The organism is Actinospica durhamensis (assembly GCF_018139695.1).
GTDB lineage: Bacteria > Actinomycetota > Actinomycetes > Streptomycetales > Catenulisporaceae > Actinospica > Actinospica durhamensis.
The window spans coordinates 1-15,140 of record NZ_JAGSOG010000218.1; the positions used below are offsets into that span (position 1 = coordinate 1).

Consider the following 15,140-nt stretch of genomic DNA (forward strand, 5'->3'; position numbering starts at 1 on the left):
CCGCCCCCCGGCTACGGGCAGGCCCCGGGCTACGGACCGGTGCCCGGCTTCGCGCCGCCGCCCCCGCCGAAGAAGCGCACCGGCCTGTTCGTCGGCATCGGCGTGGTCGTGGGCGTCGCCGCCATCGGCCTGACCTACGCGCTGACCTCCGGCGGCTCGAACAAGCCCGCCGACCAGGCCGGCCTCGGGCAGCCGACCAGCCCGTCCTCGCTCTCCGCGCCGTCCTCCGCGGCGGCCTCGCCCTCCGCGGACGCCTCCACCGCCGCCGCCGCGTCCGGCGCCGTGACCGTCCCGGCCTCGGCCGGCGGGCTGACCGAGATGACCGGAAGCTCCGGCGACGCGGTGACCCAGGCCATGAAGAAGGCCGACGCCTCGAACTCCACCCTCAGCAGCGCCGAGTTCGGCGCCTACGAGAAGACCGGCACCAGCAGCTACTTCGGCGACCTCACCCTGGTCCCGCTGGCCACGAGCTCGGACCTGCACGACGTGTACTCTCTCGAGGGGGCGAGCAGCGCGCTGCAGCAGATCTCGAGCAGCACCCTGACCAAGAGCGCCACCGAGCCGTCCGCCGAGCCGAACGGCGCGATGACCTGCGGGCTGATCGTGGACCCGTCCATCACCCTGCGCGCCTGCATGTGGATGGACGCGAACGAGTACGGCCTGGCCGCGCTGCCCGAGTCCCTCTCCAACGCCGAGGCCGCGCAGTACTCCGCCGCGATCTGGAAGGCCTCGGAAGGCTCCTGATCCCGGAGTCTGGCAGGCCTTGGAGATCAGAGCGCGGGCTCCTGCTGGGTGATGCAGTGGATGCCGCCGCCGCGCTCGAAGATCGGGCGGGCGTCGACGAGTTCGACGGCGCGGCCGGGCAGGAGCTTGCCGAGGATCTCGGCCGCTTCCCGGTCGCGCGGGTCGTCGAAGGCGCAGAGCAGGACGAAGCCGTTGCCCACGTAGTGGTTGATGTACGAGTAGTCCACCGGCTCGCCGTCCGCCTCGGCCAGGATGGTCGGGGCGGGCAGTTCCACCACCTCGAGCGCGCGGCCCCTGGCGTCGGTGCTGGCCCGCAGCAGCGCGGCGTTCTCCCGGCCCACCTCGTGGTCGGGGTGGGCCGGGTCGGGCTGGGTGTGCACGACGACGACGCCGGGCTGGACGAAGGCGGCGACGATGTCGACGTGGCCGCGGGTGCCGAACTCGCCGTAGTCCCGGGTCAGCCCGCGCGGGAGCCAGATCACCTTGCGCACGCCGAGGAAGTCGCGCAGCTCCCGCTCGACCTGCTCCCTGGTCCAGTCGGGGTTGCGGCCCGGGTCGAGCTGCACGGTCTCGGTGATCAGCACCGTGCCCTCGCCGTCGACGTGGATGCCGCCGCCCTCGTTCACCATCCGGGAGGCGAACGCGCGCGCCCCGGCGTGCTCGGCCACGTGCTCGGCGATCAGCGCGTCCTTGTCCCACTGCGCCCACGCCTGCGCGCCCCAGCCGTTGAACACCCAGTCGGCCACGGCCAGGCCGCCCGGACCGGTCAGGAAGGTCGGGCCGATGTCGCGCATCCAGGCGTCGTTGAGCGGACGCTCCAGCCGCCGCACGGCCGGGTCCAGCCACGCGTCCGCCGAGGCGCGCGCGGCCGGGTCGAGCACCATCGTCACCGGCTCGTGGCGCACGATCGCGTTCGCCACCTGGGACCAGGCCCGGTACGCGTCCTCGGGTGCGTCGCCGAGCGTGTAGCCCTCGGTCGGCCAGGCCATCCAGGTGCGCGCGTGCGGCGCCCACTCGGCGGGCATGGCGAATCCGAGTTCTGCGGGGGTGGGCATGGTCGAGGACTCCTGTCGGCTGTCGGCGGGTCAGAAGATCGGGTCAGAAGATCGGATCAGAGGAAGTACAGGCGGGAGAGCGGGACCGACTCGGCCGGCGGGGAGCTGACCGGCGCGCCGTCCAGGGTGACCAGGCCGGTGGCCGGGGCCACCTCGACCAGGCCCAGCCGGGCGTTGCGCACCATGGCCGCCGGGCCGATGCCGCGGGTTCCGCGCACCCCGACCCGCCGGCGCCGCGAGGGGAAGCGGTCCGCCTCGGCCTCGGCCGCCGCGCCGGAGACGAAGGCCACCGACAGGTCCGCCGCGGTCGCGCCGTGCGCGCCGAACTGCGGGCCGAGCACCAGCGGCTGGCAGCGGTCGGTGGCCGCGTTCGGGTCGCCCACCACGCCGTACGCCGGGAAGCCGGCCTTGAGCACCAGCTGCGGCTTGGCGCCGAAGGAGTCGGGCCGCCACAGCACCAGGTCGGCCAGCTTCCCGATCTCGAGCGAGCCGATCTCGTGCGCGAGGCCGTGCGCCAGCGCCGGATTGATCGTCAGCTTGGCGATGTAACGCAGGATCCTGTCGTTGTCGTGCGGGCCCGGCTGCGCCCCGTCCAGCCCGCCGAGCTCGGCCTTCATCTTGGCCGCCACCGCGAAGGTGCGCCGCACCGTCTCCCCGGCCCGGCCCATGCCCTGCGCGTCGGAGGAGGTGATCGGGATGACGCCGAGGTCGTGCAGCACGTCCTCGGCGCCCATCGTGCCGGCCCTGATCCGGTCCCGGGCCATCGCCGCGTCGCCGGGCAGGTCGGGCTTGAGGTCGTGGGCGGAGACGATCATGCCGAAGTGCTCGCCCAGCGCGTCCCGGCCGAACGGCAGGGTCGGGTTGGTGGAGGAGCCGATCACGTTCGGCACCCCGGCCAGCCGCAGCACGTTCGGGACGTGGCCGCCGCCGCAGCCCTCGATGTGGAAGGCGTGGATGGTGCGGCCCTCGAGCACGGCCAGGGTGTCCTCCACCGACAGGCACTCGTTCAGGCCGTCGGTGTGCAGCGCCACCTGCACGTCGTAGTCCTCGGCCACCCGCAGCGCGGTGTCCAGGGCGCGGGTGTGCGCGCCCATGTCCTCGTGCACCTTGAAGCCGCTCGCCCCGCCCTCGACCAGCGCCTCCACCAGCGGGTCGGGGTTGGAGGAGGAGCCGCGGGCGAGGAAGCCGATGTTGACCGGCCAGGCGTCGAAGGCGTTGAACGCGTGCCGCAGCGCCCAGGGGGAGTTGACCCCGACGCCCCAGACCGGCCCGAACTCCTGGCCGATGATCGTGGTCACGCCCGAGGCCAGCGAGGCCTCCATGATCCGCGGCGAGAGCAGGTGCACGTGCGTGTCGATCGCGCCCGCGGTGGCGATCAGGCCCTCGCCGGAGACGATCGTGGTGCCGGTGCCGACGACCACCTCCACCCCGGCCAGGGTGTCCGGGTTCCCGGCCCGGCCGATCGCGCAGATCCGCCCTTCGCGCACCCCGATCGAGGTCTTGCCGATACCGAGTACGGGATCGATCACCAGAACGTTGCTGATCACCAGGTCGCAGGTCTCGCGCACGGCCGCGGCCTTCAGGTGCAGCCCGTCGCGCGCGGTCTTGCCGAACCCGGCCAGGAACTCCTCGCCCGGCTGCTGGGAGTCGAAGTCCACCCGCGCGATCAGGCCGCTGTCGCCGAGCAGCACCCGGTCCCCGACCCGGGGGCCGTGCACCGCGATGTACTGCTGCGCGTCGAAGGAGTCCGCGGTCATGAGGCACCCTCCCCGTCCTCGGCGCCGAGGTAGCCGCATGCGGCGGCCGTGCGCAGCGCCGCCTGCTTGGCGCCCGGTGCGTCGAGCGGGCCGTCGACCAGTCCGGCGAAGCCGATGGCGACCCGGGCCCCGCCGATCGGAGTGAGCACGACCGGGACGGTGGCCCCGGGGTCGAAGCGGACCGAGGAACCGGCCGGCACGGCCAGGTGCCGGCCGTACGCGGTGGCCCGGTCGAAGCGCAGCCGCGGGTTGGCCTCGAAGAAGTGGAAGTGCGAGGTGACCGAGATCGGCACCGGCGCGGTGTTGAGCACCTCGAGCCGCACCGGATCCAGGGTCGGCTGCTGCGGGTGGGCGGCCTCGTCCCGGGGGAGTACCGCGCCCGGGCCGTCGGGGGCGCCCGGGCCGATCGGCTCGCTGATCACGGCCAGCCGGGTGCCGTCCTCGAACACCGCCTCGACCTGTACCTCGGCGACGATCGAGGCGACCCCGGGCAGCACGTCGCGTTCCGTCAGCACGCTGCGACCGGCCTCGACCGCGTCGGCCAGCCGGGCGCCGTCCCTGGCCGCCTCGCAGACCGTGTCGGCGATGAGCGCCTCGGCCTCCGGCACGTTCAGCCGCAGGCCGCGGGCCCGGCGGGCGCGGGCGAGTTCGGCCGCGGAGAAGATCAGCAGCCGATCCCGCTCGGTCGGTGTCAGTCGCATGGGGCCAAGTCCACCACACCGCGCGCCGCACCGGGCGAGGCTCGGCCGAGCACTGTGTAGCCGATCCGCCCGCCCGGCTGTCAGGACGCCGGGCGGGTGCGGACCGCGCTCGCCGGCGCTACTGCTTCGGCGCGAGCGTGAGCGAGATCGAGTTGATGCAGTAGCGCTGGTCCGTCGGGGTGGGGTAGCCCTCGCCCTCGAAGACGTGCCCCAGGTGCGAGCCGCAGTTCGCGCAGCGCACCTCGGTGCGCACCATGCCGTGCGAGTCGTCCCGGATCAGCTCCACCGCGTCGCTGTCGGCCGGGTCGTAGAACGAGGGCCAGCCGCAGTGCGAGTGGAACTTCTCGGTGGAGCGGAACAGCTCGTTGCCGCAGGCCCGGCAGCGGTAGACGCCCTCGGTCTCAGTGTCCGTGTACTCGCCCTTGTACGCCGCCTCGGTGCCCGCCTGCCGGAGTACGTGGTACTCCTCCGGGGAGAGCTCGGCGCGCCATTCGTCGTCGGACTTGGTCACTTCGTATGCCATAGTCCGAGATTACGCCGCGCGGCCGCCGGATGACCAAGACGCGTGGACGTGCTCAGACGACCAGGTAGCGCGCGAACAGGAACCCGTCCTCGGTCAGCAGCGTGTGCAGGGTGAGTCCGAGCGGCGCGGCGAGTTCGGGCCCGTCCAGGATGCGCAGGCCCGCGCCCGACCTGAGCTGCGGGGACACCGACAGGCAGAGCTCGTCGAGCCGCCCGGCCAGGGCCATCGCGCCGAGCAGTTTGGGGCCGCCCTCGCACAGCAGCCGGCCGCGGCCCGAGTCGGCGAGCAGGTCCACCGCTCCGGTCAGGTCCACCCGGCCGCCCTCGCCCGCGATCAGCACCTCGCCGGCCGCCTCGGCCTGCGCCAGCCGGTCGCGCGGGGCGTCGGCCGTGGTCACGGTGATGGTCGGGGTGAGCGCCTCGGTGTAGAGCGGGGTGCCGAAGTCCACCTCGAGCGACGCGCTGACCACGGCGATCGCGGCGGTCGGGGGCTGGCCCGCGGCCGCGCGGGCCTCGGCGAACTCGGGCCTGGCCACCACCGGACGCAGGTAGCCCTCGGTGCGCACGGTGGTCGCGCCGACCAGGACCACGTCGGCCAGGGCGCGCAGCGTGCGCAGCACCCGCACGTCGGCCGCGCCGGACAGCCCGCGCGAGGCTCCGTCGGCCTGGGCCGCGCCGTCCGCCGAGGCGACCATGTTGGCCCGCAGCCAGCGCCGGGCGCGGCCGGGGTAGGCGTAGATCTCGCTCAGGTCCGGCTCGTGGGCGCCGCGCGGGGGCTCGGGAAGCAGTTGCCGCATAGTGCGCATCGTAGGGCCGGGGGGCCCGCGCCGCGGTGAGGCGGACCGACGTGACGCAGGTCACGGGGCTGAGTGAGGCACGTCACGGCCCGAACGTCCATGATCACGTTCCGCACCGAATAAAATTGATCATGTGACGATCGTCGAGCGCGGGCACGCCGAACCCCATGACGACCCTCGCGGTCTCGGCACCGGACCGGCCTCACTGGCCGTCCGCCGACCCGCCGTCTCCGCCGACCGGTTGATCGGCGAACTGGTCCCGCCGCCGCGCTTCGCCTCGGCGCGCTTCTCCACCTACCTGCCCGACCCGGCCGAGCCCAGCCAGAGCGCCGCGCGCGACCTGCTGGCCGAGCGCTCCGCCGCCTGGTCCGGGCGCGGCGGCAAGGAGCGCGGCCGGCGCGGGCTGCTGCGCCGCGGCGGCTCCGGCGCGGCCGAGGGGCGCGGGGTCTACCTCGACGGCGGCTACGGCGTCGGCAAGACCCACCTGCTCGCCTCGCTCTGGCACGAGACCGAGGGCCCGAAGGTGTACGGCACCTTCGTCGAGTACACCAACCTGGTCGGCGCGCTCGGCTTCGGCCCGACCGTGGCGCACCTGGCCACCCAGCGGCTGGTGTGCATCGACGAGTTCGAACTCGACGACCCGGGCGACACCGTGCTGGTCTCCACCCTGCTCACCCGCCTCGCCGAGGCCGGAGTGCAGCTGGCCGCGACCTCCAACACGCTGCCGGACCAACTCGGCGAGGGCCGGTTCGCCGCGGCCGACTTCCTGCGCGAGATCCAGGGCCTCTCGGCCCGGTTCACCGCGGTGCGCATCGACGGCCGGGACTACCGCCGGCGCGACGGGGCCAGCGCGCCCGAGCCGCTGTCCGACGAGACCGTGCGCAAGTACGCCGAGGGCGGGCTGCACACCGCCCCGGTCCCCGGCCTCGGCGGCGAGCGCTTCCTGGACGCGTTCGACCCGCTGGTGACGCATCTGAGCACCCTGCATCCCAGCCGCTACGGCGCCCTGCTCGACGGCGTCGCCTCGCTCGGCCTGCTGGGCCTGCTGCCGGTGGAGGACCAGAACGCCGCGCTGCGCCTCGTCGTGTTCGTCGACCGGCTCTACGACCGCTCCATACCCGTGCTCACCTCCGGTGTGGCGGCCGATCAGGTCTTCACCCCCGAGCTGCTCGCCGGCGGCTACCGCAAGAAGTACCTGCGCGCCGTCAGCCGTCTGATCTCGCTCACCCAGGCCGGGTCCGCGCTCGTCGCGTGAACTGCGGGCGACCGCGCGGTGAACGCGGTCTGTCTCAGATACCAATCAATGGGGCCACCGACCCTGCGCCGTACGCGCTGGCATGGGAGAATCCGGCCATGGCGCATGCGAAGCTGAGCAAGCCGGGTAAGAACAAGGGCAAGGCCGAGAAGGCCGACAAGCCCGCGAAGGGCAAGCCGCTGAAGCCGGCCGAGGTCGAGAAACTCGCCAAGAAGGCTGCGAAGCAGGCGAGGAAGCAGGCCGAGAAGTCGAAGGACCGGCCGCTGCGCCCGGAGCAGGCCAAGGCCCTGGTGGAGAAGGTCGCCGCCCGCTACGTCGAGGCCGAGGTCGCCGTCCTCATCCCCGAGCCCGTCGCCGGCCCGATCGGCCCGCTGCTGCGGCTCGAGCCGGGGGCGGCGGTGGACCTCGACGCCTTCGACCCGCGCGCGACCCCGGGCGTCGCCTCCCGGGCCCAGGTCGAGGCCCAGCTGCCGGAGCTCAGCGACCGGCTCTCGAGCCTGCAGGAGCGGCTCTACGCCGCGGCCGTGGGCGCGGGCTCGGCCCGCCGCGTGCTGCTGGTGCTCCAGGGCATGGACACCTCGGGCAAGGGCGGCACCGTGCGCCACGTGGTCGGGCTGCTCGACCCCAACGGCATCCGGATCAAGGCGTTCAAGGCGCCGACCGAGCAGGAGCGGGCGCACGACTTCCTGTGGCGGGTGCGCTCGGAGACCCCCGAGGCCGGGCAGATCGGCATCTTCGACCGCTCCCACTACGAGGACGTGCTGGTCGCCAAGGTGCGCAAGCTCGCGCTGCCGATGCACATCGGCCGCCGCTACGGCGCGATCAACAAGTTCGAACAGTCACTCGCCGCCGAGGGCTGCGTCGTGGTCAAGTGCTTCCTGCACATCTCGCCCGAGGAGCAGCGCGAGCGGCTGCTGGCCCGGCTCGAGGATCCGGACAAGCGCTGGAAGTACAACCCCACCGACGTGGACGACCGGCTGCTGTGGCCGCAGTTCCAGGAGGCCTACAAGGTCGCGATCGAGCGCTGCGGCACCGAGGCGGCGCCCTGGCACCTGATCCCGGCCGACCGCAAGTGGTACCGCAACTACGCCGTACTCAGGCTCCTGATCGAAGCGCTCGAGGGCATCGATCCGCAGTACCCGCCGGGGGACTACGACCTCGCCGCGGAACGGGCCCGGGTACTCGCGTCCTGAACCGAGTGCGTGCGCCCGGCCCGGCCCTGCCCCCGGTGCCGGGCCGGCCCGCCCGCCGCCGCGGCCGGCTCCAGCGCCTGCGCCGCGCGGCGCAGCACCAGCCGCACCAGCGCCGGATCCGCGTCCGCCGGAGTGAGGAAGGGCGCTGACATCGGCGCCCCGGCCGCGGCCAGCGCGACCCGGTCGGCCAGATGCCCGGGCGCCAGGAAGTAGCTGGCCACCACCGCCTCGGCCGCGCCGGCCGCCCGTGCCGAGGCCAGCGCCGCGGCCACGTCCGGGCCGCCGCCCGCCGCGTACGCCGGGGTGACCCCGTGCCAGCCGCTGCGTGCCCACCACGCCGCGGCGGCCGCCATTCCCGCGCGCACGCCCGGATCCGAGCTCCCGGCCGAGGCCATCAGCACGGCCACCTCCGGGTCCCCGGGCCACACCCCGAGCTCGCGCAGCCGCGACTCCATCGCCTCCACCAGCAGCGGGTCGGGCCCCAGCGGCGCGGCGGCCACCACGGCCGCCCGCCCCACCAGCACCGCCCGGGCCGTGGAGAGCGCGGCCGGCACGTCGTGCGTCACGTGGTAGCCGTGCCCGAGGAACATCGGCACCGCCACGACCCGCTCCCGGCCCGGGGCCACCGTGTCCGCGGACAGGCCCCGCGCCAGCGCCGCCGCCGCGCCCGCCGGATCCGGGCCGCACAGGCCCAGATGCCCGACCTCGGCCCGGTGCCCGTCCTGGCGCAGCCGCGCGCACAGCGCCGCGAAGGACGCCGCGTACCGCGGGTCCCGGGAGCCGTGCGTGATCAGCAGCAGGTTCACGACTTGGCCAGGCCCCGGCTGCGCAGCAGGCGCCGCTCGATCGGTGCGAAGAACACCGCGTTGATGCCGATACCGATGATCAGGATGACGATCAGCGCGCCGAAGGCCATCGCCATGTCGTTGTTGTCCGAGGCCTCGGCCATCACCTGGCCCACGCCGGGGCCGAGCTTCGGCGAGACCGCGATCAGCTCGGCCGCCATCAGCGAGCGCCAGGAGAACGCCCAGCCCTGCTTCAGGCCGCTGACGTAGCCGGGCAGCACGGCCGGGAAGAGTACGTACCTGGCCGAGGAGATCCCGCGCGCGCCCAGGTTGCGCCCGACCCGGGTGTAGATCGTCGGGATCTGATCCACCCCGTCGATCAGGCCGATGGCCACCGACGGGATCGCGCCGAGCAGCACCACGGTGTAGACGGTGGCGTCGTCGATGCCGAACCACATGATGCCGATCGGCACCCAGGCCACCGAGGGCAGCGACTGGAGTCCGGACAGGATCGGCTGGATCGCCGCGCGCAGCACCGGGATCCGGGCGATGGTCAGGCCCAGCACCGTGCCCACCACCACCGAGATGGCGAAGCCGATGATGCCGCGCGAGACCGAGTCCCACACCGCCTGGCCGACCTGGTACGAGCTCCACTGCGAGGTCAGCTCGTCCCACACGTCGGCCGGCCCCGGCAGCACCCAGGCCGGCTTGACCTTCGCGAACACCAGCAGGTCCCAGATCAGCAGCAGCGCCACCACGGCCACCACCGGCGGCACGATCTTGGCCAGCAGCACCCGGCGCCACCACGGGCTGCGCGCGGGGGCGGCGCTCTCGAGCGCGTCGAGTCCCGCCTCCAGGCTCACGAAGTCCTCGGACGGCGCTCCGGGCGCCGCGGCCGACGCTGTCTCAGTTGCCATGGCGGCTGATCTCCTTGTGCAGCTCGGCGGTGATCTCCCGGGTGAGCTCGGTCACCGCGGCGTCCTCGATCCGGCGCGGCTGCGGGATCTCCACCCGCCACTCGCGCGCGATCCGGCCGGGACGGGAGGAGAGCAGGATGACGCGCTGGCCCAGGCGCGCGGCCTCGCGCACGTTGTGAGTGACGAAGACGACGGTCAGGTTCGTCTCCTGCCAGAGCTTGACCAGCTCCTCGTGCAGCACGTCGCGGGTGATCGCGTCGAGCGCGGCGAAGGGCTCGTCCATCAGCAGCACCTGCGAGTCCTGCGCCAGCGCGCGGGCCAGGGCCACCCGCTGGCGCATGCCGCCGGACAGCTCGTGCACCCGCTTGTCGTACGCGCCGCCGAGGCGGACGAGACCGAGCAGGCGCTGCGCCTCGGCGCGGCGCTCGGCCCGGTCCCGCACGCCCCGGAGCTTGAGTGCGAGTTCGACGTTGCGCCCGGCCGTGAGCCAGGGGAACAGCGCCGACTCCTGGAACATCAGGGCGGCGTGGCCGCCCTCCACCTCGATGCTCCCCGAGGTGACCGGGTCCAGCCCCGCGATCAGGTTGAGCAGGGTGGACTTGCCGCAGCCGGAGGCGCCGAGCAGGCACAGGAACTCGCCCGGCGCGACGGCCAGGTCGATGCCGTCGAGTACCGGTACGCCGTCCTTGCCGAAGGTCTTGGTGACCCCGGACAGGCGTACCGCGGTGGGCGTGGCCGTGGTCTGCGCGGCGCCCACGGCTGCGGTCGTGGTCATAGCAGTGTCCTTATCTCCGAGCTCGAAGGCTCAGCTCACGAGGTCGGGACGGAGGAGAGCCCCGCCTTGGCCAGTTCCTGGTTGAGCAGGGTGAGATCGAAGATGCCGGTCAGCGAGGTGTTCTTGAGCTGTCCGGTGGCCACCGCGTGGGCGAGGCTGGTCGAGAGCGAGGAGACCAGCGGGTCGTTGGTGACCGCCTCCTCGCCCCAGGCGCGGGCGATCTCGGCCGCCGTGATCGTCGAGCCCGTCAGCTTCTTGATCTGAGCGCCGATCAGGGTCTGCGCGGCGCTCGGGTTCGCCGTGATCCAGGTGTTCGTGGCGATCTGCGCGTCGAGCAGCTCGGCCACGGTCTGCGGGTGAGCCTGCAGGTACGAGGTCGCCACCACCAGGTTGGTCGTGGCGAAGTTCCCGCCCGGCCACAGCGTCTTCTCGTCCACCAGCACGTGGCCCTTGCCCTCGACCACCAGGCGCGAGGCCCAGGGCTCGGGCAGCCAGGCGCCGTCGATCTTGCCCTCCTTGAACAGGCTCAGCGTGGTGGCGTTGGCCTCCGGCTGCACCGTCACGTCCCCGCCGCCCTGCAGCGTGGTGGTGTAGCCCTGCGTCTTGAGCCAGTACCGCAGCGCCACGTCCTGGGTGTTGCCCAGCTGCGGGTCCGCGATCGTCTTGCCCTTGAGCTGCGCGGCCGAGGTGATGCTGGAGTTGACCACGAGCTCCGCGCCCGCGTCCTCCGCGCCCGCGACGATGGTCAGGCCCTGCTTGTCGGACTTGGTCCAGGCGCTCAGCGCCGAGGACGGGCCGACGTACGCGGCGTCGAGCTGGCCGGAGAGCAGCGCGGTCATCTCGGTCGGGCCGGAGGAGTAGATGGAGGTGCTGAGCGTGGTCGAGCCCAGGTCCTTGGCCAACGTGCCGTTGGCGACCTCGGTGATGGCGGTCGAGTGGGTCACGTTGGCGAAGTAGCCGAGCCGCAGGCTGGTGGCCGGAGTACCGGAATTCGTGCTCGAAGACGAGGCCGAGGCGCCGACGTCCGAGGTGGTGCCGGCCGTGGCGTGAGCGCACGCGCTGGTCACCGCCACGGTCAGCGCACCGACGGCCAGCAGCGCGGCTGTTCGGCGCGAACGCGGGGAGAGTGCGGAGGAAGTGCGGGTGATCAGGCGGTAGTTTCCGCTTCTGAACATGGGAATCCTCGCGATGAGTCGAAGTTGGGGTCGAACACGGACACGACTGGGGTACGGGTGGTACACCCGCTCAGTCGTCCGGTGCCCTTCGGCTCGATCGCGCCGGATATCCCGGCCAGGATGAAGGAGAATACGGACAAGGTGTATCTCAGCCTTCGGCCGCGGTACCCAGCGGGACACCGACCATCCCCGCGGTCAACGTCGCCCCGTCGGCGTCGTCGATCAGCAGGAACGAGCCGGTACGCCGGTGGTCCGCGTAGTCGTCGAGCGGCAGCTGGGCCGCGGTGCGCAGGGTGATCTGGCCGATGTCGTTGGCGTGCAGGGCCGACGGGCCCGGGTCGCGCACCAGCGTCTCCAGGTTCAGCGTCGAGTCCAGCGCGCGCACGAGCGCCTTGACCGTGCTGGTGCCGTGCCGCAGCAGCACCCGGTCCCCGGCCCGCAGCGGCCGGTCGGCGATGTGGCAGACGGTGGCGACGATGTCCTGGGTCACCTCCGGCGCCCGGTCCGCCGGCACGATCACATCGCCCCGGGAGACGTCCACGTCGTCGGCCAGGCGCAGCGTCACCGACTGGTAGGCGAAGGCCACGTCCACGTCGCGCTCGCCCAGCCGGTCGATCCCGGCGATGCTGGTGCGCTTGCCCGAGGGCAGCACCAGCACCTCGTCGCCCGGCCGGAACGCGCCCGCGGTGACCTGGCCCGCGTAGCCGCGGTAGTCGGGGAACTCCGAGCTCTGCGGCCGCAGCACGTACTGCACCGGGAAGCGCGCGGCGCAGTGGCGCGGGTCGTGGTCCACCTCCACGTTCTCGAGGTGCTCGAGCAGCGTGGGTCCGGCGTACCAGTCCATCGCGCGGGAGGGGTCGACCACGTTGTCCCCGGCCAGCGCCGAGATCGGGATCGCGGTGACCTCGGGCACGCCAAGGGCCTGCGCGTACGCGGCGAACTCGTCGGCGATCGGGGCGAAGACGGACTCCTGATAGTCCACCAGGTCCATCTTGTTCACGGCCAGCACCACGTGCGGCACCTTCAGCAGCGCCGCGACCGCGACGTGCCGCCGGGTCTGCTCGACCACGCCGTGGCGCGCGTCCACGAGCACGACCGCCAGCTGCGCGGTGGAGGCGCCGGTGACCATGTTGCGGGTGTACTGCACGTGTCCCGGGGTGTCGGCCAGGATGAAGCGGCGGCGCGGGGTGGCGAAGTAGCGGTAGGCCACGTCGATGGTGATGCCCTGCTCGCGCTCGGCCCGCAGGCCGTCGGTGAGCAGCGCGAGGTCGGCGCCGGCCAGGCCGCGTTCGCGCGAGACCCGCTCGACCGCGTCGAGCTGGTCGGCGAAGACCTGCTTGGTGTCGTGCAGCAGCCGGCCCACCAGGGTCGACTTGCCGTCGTCCACAGAGCCGGCGGTGGCCAGACGCAGCAGCGAGCCGGTCGGGGTGTGCACGGGCGGTTCCTGTATCGCGGTCATCTCTAGAAATACCCCTCGCGCTTGCGGTCCTCCATGGCCGCCTCCGACAACTTGTCGTCGGCGCGGGTGGCACCCCGCTCGGTGAGCGTGGACGCCGCGATCTCGGCGATCACCTCGGTCAGCGAGACCGCGGTGGAGTCGACGGCCCCGGTGCAGGACATGTCGCCCACGGTGCGGTAGCGCACGCTGCGGGCCTGCACGGTCTCGCCGTCCTTCGGCCCGCCCCACTCGCCGGCCGTGAGCCACATGCCGCCGCGCTGGAAGACCTCGCGCTGGTGCGCGAAGTAGATCTCCGGCAGCGCGATCCCCTCGCGGTCGATGTACTGCCAGACGTCCAGCTCGGTCCAGTTGCTCAGCGGGAACACGCGCACGTGCTCGCCCGCCCGGTGCCGCCCGTTGTAGAGCGACCACAGCTCAGGACGCTGACGCCGCGGATCCCACTGCCCGAACTCGTCGCGCAGCGAGAACACCCGCTCCTTCGCCCGCGCCTTCTCCTCATCCCGCCGCCCGCCGCCGAACACGGCGTCGAAGCGGTGCGAGTTGATCGCGTCCAGCAGCGGCACCGTCTGCAGCGGGTTGCGCGTGCCGTCCGGCCGCTCGCGCAGCCGGCCGTCGTCGATGTAGTCCTGCACCCGCGCCACTTCCAGCCGCAGCCCGTGCTCGGCCACGGTCCGGTCGCGGTAGGCCAGCACCTCGGGGAAGTTGTGCCCGGTGTCCACGTGCAGCAGGCCGAAGGGCACCTTGGCCGGCCAGAACGCCTTCATCGCCAGGTGCAGCATCAGGATCGAGTCCTTGCCGCCGGAGAAGAGCAGCACCGGACGCTCGAACTCGGCCGCGGCCTCGCGGAAGATGTGCACGGACTCGGCCTCGAGCGCGTCGAGGTGGTCGAGCCGCATCGGCTCGTTACCGGTGGTCGGGGTCTCGGGGGCGGGATCGACGGCGTGACGCTCGTCCACGACGGTCAACTCGGTCTCCTTGGTCACGTGTGCAGTCCGCACTCGGTCTTGGCGAATCCGGCCCAGCGCCCGGCCCGCGGGTCCTCGCCCGGCAGGGTGCGGCGGGTGCACGGTTCGCAGCCGATCGAGGTGTATCCGTCCTGGTACAGCGGATTGACCAGCACCCCGTGCGCCTCGACGTAGCGCGCCACGTCCTCGTCGCTCCACGCGGCGATCGGCGAGATCTTGACCATGCCGCGCTTGGCGTCGAAGTCCACGACGCGGATGTCGGTGCGGGTGGGCGCGTCCGCCCGGCGCATTCCGTTGATCCAGGCGGTGTACGGCGAGAGCCCCCGCTCCAGCGGCTCCACCTTGCGCAGCGCGCAGCACAGCTCGGGGTTGCGCTCGTGCAGCCTCGGCCCGTGCTCGGCGTCCTGCTCGGCCACGGTCCGGAGCGGCAAGATGGTCAGGACATTGACGTCGTAGACGGCGCCCACCGCGTCCCGGGTGCCGATGGTCTCGGCGAAGTGGTAGCCGGTGTCGAGGAAGAGCACGTCGACGCCGGGGGCCGAGGACTGGGCCAGGTGCACCAGGTGCGTGTCCGCCATCGAGGACGCGACCACGAGTCCGGACCCGAAGGTCTGCGCCGCCCAGGCGAGCACCTCGGCCGGCTCCGCGTCGGCGAACCTGGCCTCCGCCTCGTCCGCCAGTGCCCGCAGTTCGGCCTCGGTGTGCTCGGAGCGTGAGACGAGAGCGCTCATGTGCCGCTGCCTATCTTGAGTCCGACGAAGGAGAGCTTGAACACGCGGGCGCAGGCGCGGCACAGCCACAGGCCGTGGCCGGCCCGGGGGTCGTCCTCCGGCAGCACCTCGGGGCGCAGATCCTCATCGCCGCAGTACGGGCAGTACTGCGGAGCGGCTCGTTCGCTCACGGCGTGATTCCTCTTCCGGTCGGGCGGTACGACGGGGCGGCCCGGCCGGGGGGAGAGGGGAGATCACCGGCCGACGCACAGCCCGTCCCGCGTTTCGCCTTCGTCGTCCGGCTCCGGAGTGCGGGGGCCGGCGGGGGAG

15 protein-coding genes and 1 pseudogene are annotated in these 15,140 nt (G+C 72.9%); 3 read left to right on the forward strand and 13 right to left on the reverse strand.

Annotation, left to right across the window (positions count from 1 at the left end):
- A pseudogene (locus tag KDL01_RS30350) lies at positions 1-744 on the forward strand (hypothetical protein); the annotation flags it as partial.
- Between the two features lie 26 nt (positions 745-770).
- Here the strand turns inward: KDL01_RS30350 and KDL01_RS30355 are convergent.
- The 5 genes from KDL01_RS30355 to KDL01_RS30375 form a co-directional block, all read right to left on the reverse strand.
- On the reverse strand, positions 771-1,799 hold the full coding sequence (locus tag KDL01_RS30355; protein ID WP_212532089.1) for an agmatine deiminase family protein: 1,029 nt from the start codon (positions 1,797-1,799) through the stop codon (positions 771-773).
- Between the two features lie 56 nt (positions 1,800-1,855).
- The gene (locus KDL01_RS30360) at positions 1,856-3,556 is read right to left on the reverse strand and encodes an urease subunit alpha (RefSeq protein WP_212532090.1); all 1,701 of its coding nucleotides are present in this window, start codon (positions 3,554-3,556) and stop codon (positions 1,856-1,858) included.
- Complete coding sequence (gene ureA, locus KDL01_RS30365) at positions 3,553-4,257, reverse strand: urease subunit gamma (protein WP_212532091.1); 705 nt, start codon at positions 4,255-4,257, stop codon at positions 3,553-3,555. Before ureA ends, KDL01_RS30360 begins: the two co-directional genes overlap by 4 nt.
- Before the next feature lie 118 nt (positions 4,258-4,375).
- A complete protein-coding gene (gene msrB / locus KDL01_RS30370) occupies positions 4,376-4,780 on the reverse strand; it encodes a peptide-methionine (R)-S-oxide reductase MsrB (RefSeq protein ID WP_212532092.1) in 405 nt (134 codons plus the stop codon).
- A gap of 52 nt (positions 4,781-4,832) precedes the next feature.
- Positions 4,833-5,576, reverse strand: coding sequence for a dihydrofolate reductase family protein (locus KDL01_RS30375; RefSeq protein WP_212532093.1), 744 nt, complete (start codon positions 5,574-5,576; stop codon positions 4,833-4,835).
- 139 nt (positions 5,577-5,715) lie between these two features.
- Here KDL01_RS30375 and zapE point away from each other — a divergent pair, with 139 nt between their 5' ends.
- Positions 5,716-6,831 carry a cell division protein ZapE gene (zapE, locus tag KDL01_RS30380; protein WP_212532102.1) on the forward strand — a complete coding sequence of 372 codons (1,116 nt, stop codon included), beginning with the start codon at positions 5,716-5,718 and terminating at the stop codon, positions 6,829-6,831.
- 98 nt (positions 6,832-6,929) lie between these two features.
- A complete protein-coding gene (locus KDL01_RS30385; protein ID WP_212532094.1) occupies positions 6,930-8,024 on the forward strand; it encodes a PPK2 family polyphosphate kinase in 1,095 nt (364 codons plus the stop codon).
- Here the strand turns inward: KDL01_RS30385 and KDL01_RS30390 are convergent.
- The 8 genes from KDL01_RS30390 to KDL01_RS30425 form a co-directional block, all read right to left on the reverse strand.
- On the reverse strand, positions 7,982-8,830 hold the full coding sequence (locus KDL01_RS30390; RefSeq protein ID WP_212532095.1) for a sirohydrochlorin chelatase: 849 nt from the start codon (positions 8,828-8,830) through the stop codon (positions 7,982-7,984). The genes KDL01_RS30385 and KDL01_RS30390 overlap by 43 nt on opposite strands.
- A complete protein-coding gene (locus tag KDL01_RS30395; RefSeq protein WP_212532096.1) occupies positions 8,827-9,726 on the reverse strand; it encodes an ABC transporter permease in 900 nt (299 codons plus the stop codon). The genes KDL01_RS30390 and KDL01_RS30395 overlap by 4 nt, the downstream gene beginning before the upstream one ends.
- The gene (locus tag KDL01_RS30400; RefSeq protein ID WP_212532097.1) at positions 9,716-10,501 is read right to left on the reverse strand and encodes an ABC transporter ATP-binding protein; all 786 of its coding nucleotides are present in this window, start codon (positions 10,499-10,501) and stop codon (positions 9,716-9,718) included. The genes KDL01_RS30395 and KDL01_RS30400 overlap by 11 nt, the downstream gene beginning before the upstream one ends.
- A 35-nt stretch (positions 10,502-10,536) precedes the next feature.
- Entirely contained in the window at positions 10,537-11,676 is a 1,140-nt protein-coding gene (locus tag KDL01_RS30405; RefSeq protein WP_212532098.1) for an ABC transporter substrate-binding protein, read from the reverse strand.
- A gap of 148 nt (positions 11,677-11,824) precedes the next feature.
- Positions 11,825-13,135 carry a sulfate adenylyltransferase subunit 1 gene (locus tag KDL01_RS30410; protein WP_212532099.1) on the reverse strand — a complete coding sequence of 437 codons (1,311 nt, stop codon included), beginning with the start codon at positions 13,133-13,135 and terminating at the stop codon, positions 11,825-11,827.
- A 2-nt stretch (positions 13,136-13,137) separates the two neighbouring features.
- Complete coding sequence (gene cysD / locus KDL01_RS30415; protein WP_212532103.1) at positions 13,138-14,031, reverse strand: sulfate adenylyltransferase subunit CysD; 894 nt, start codon at positions 14,029-14,031, stop codon at positions 13,138-13,140.
- Positions 14,032-14,114: 83 nt separating this feature from the next.
- Positions 14,115-14,831, reverse strand: a complete 717-nt coding sequence (locus KDL01_RS30420; protein WP_212532100.1) for a phosphoadenylyl-sulfate reductase — start codon at positions 14,829-14,831, stop codon at positions 14,115-14,117.
- Positions 14,828-15,001, reverse strand: coding sequence for a hypothetical protein (locus KDL01_RS30425; RefSeq protein ID WP_212532101.1), 174 nt, complete (start codon positions 14,999-15,001; stop codon positions 14,828-14,830). Before KDL01_RS30425 ends, KDL01_RS30420 begins: the two co-directional genes overlap by 4 nt.
- Positions 15,002-15,140: the final 139 nt, after the last annotated feature.

Bases quoted from the DNA above. Each gene is read 5' to 3' on its own strand.
- KDL01_RS30355 (WP_212532089.1), bottom strand. From the start codon at position 1,799: ATGCCCACCCCCGCAGAACTCGGATTCGCCATGCCCGCCGAGTGGGCG.
- KDL01_RS30360 (WP_212532090.1), bottom strand. From the start codon at position 3,556: ATGACCGCGGACTCCTTCGACGCGCAGCAGTACATCGCGGTGCACGGC.
- ureA (WP_212532091.1), bottom strand. From the start codon at position 4,257: ATGCGACTGACACCGACCGAGCGGGATCGGCTGCTGATCTTCTCCGCG.
- msrB (WP_212532092.1), bottom strand. From the start codon at position 4,780: ATGGCATACGAAGTGACCAAGTCCGACGACGAATGGCGCGCCGAGCTC.
- KDL01_RS30375 (WP_212532093.1), bottom strand. From the start codon at position 5,576: ATGCGGCAACTGCTTCCCGAGCCCCCGCGCGGCGCCCACGAGCCGGAC.
- KDL01_RS30385 (WP_212532094.1), top strand. From the start codon at position 6,930: ATGGCGCATGCGAAGCTGAGCAAGCCGGGTAAGAACAAGGGCAAGGCC.
- KDL01_RS30395 (WP_212532096.1), bottom strand. From the start codon at position 9,726: ATGGCAACTGAGACAGCGTCGGCCGCGGCGCCCGGAGCGCCGTCCGAG.
- KDL01_RS30400 (WP_212532097.1), bottom strand. From the start codon at position 10,501: ATGACCACGACCGCAGCCGTGGGCGCCGCGCAGACCACGGCCACGCCC.
- KDL01_RS30405 (WP_212532098.1), bottom strand. From the start codon at position 11,676: ATGTTCAGAAGCGGAAACTACCGCCTGATCACCCGCACTTCCTCCGCA.
- KDL01_RS30410 (WP_212532099.1), bottom strand. From the start codon at position 13,135: ATGACCGCGATACAGGAACCGCCCGTGCACACCCCGACCGGCTCGCTG.
- cysD (WP_212532103.1), bottom strand. From the start codon at position 14,031: ATGCGGCTCGACCACCTCGACGCGCTCGAGGCCGAGTCCGTGCACATC.
- KDL01_RS30420 (WP_212532100.1), bottom strand. From the start codon at position 14,831: ATGAGCGCTCTCGTCTCACGCTCCGAGCACACCGAGGCCGAACTGCGG.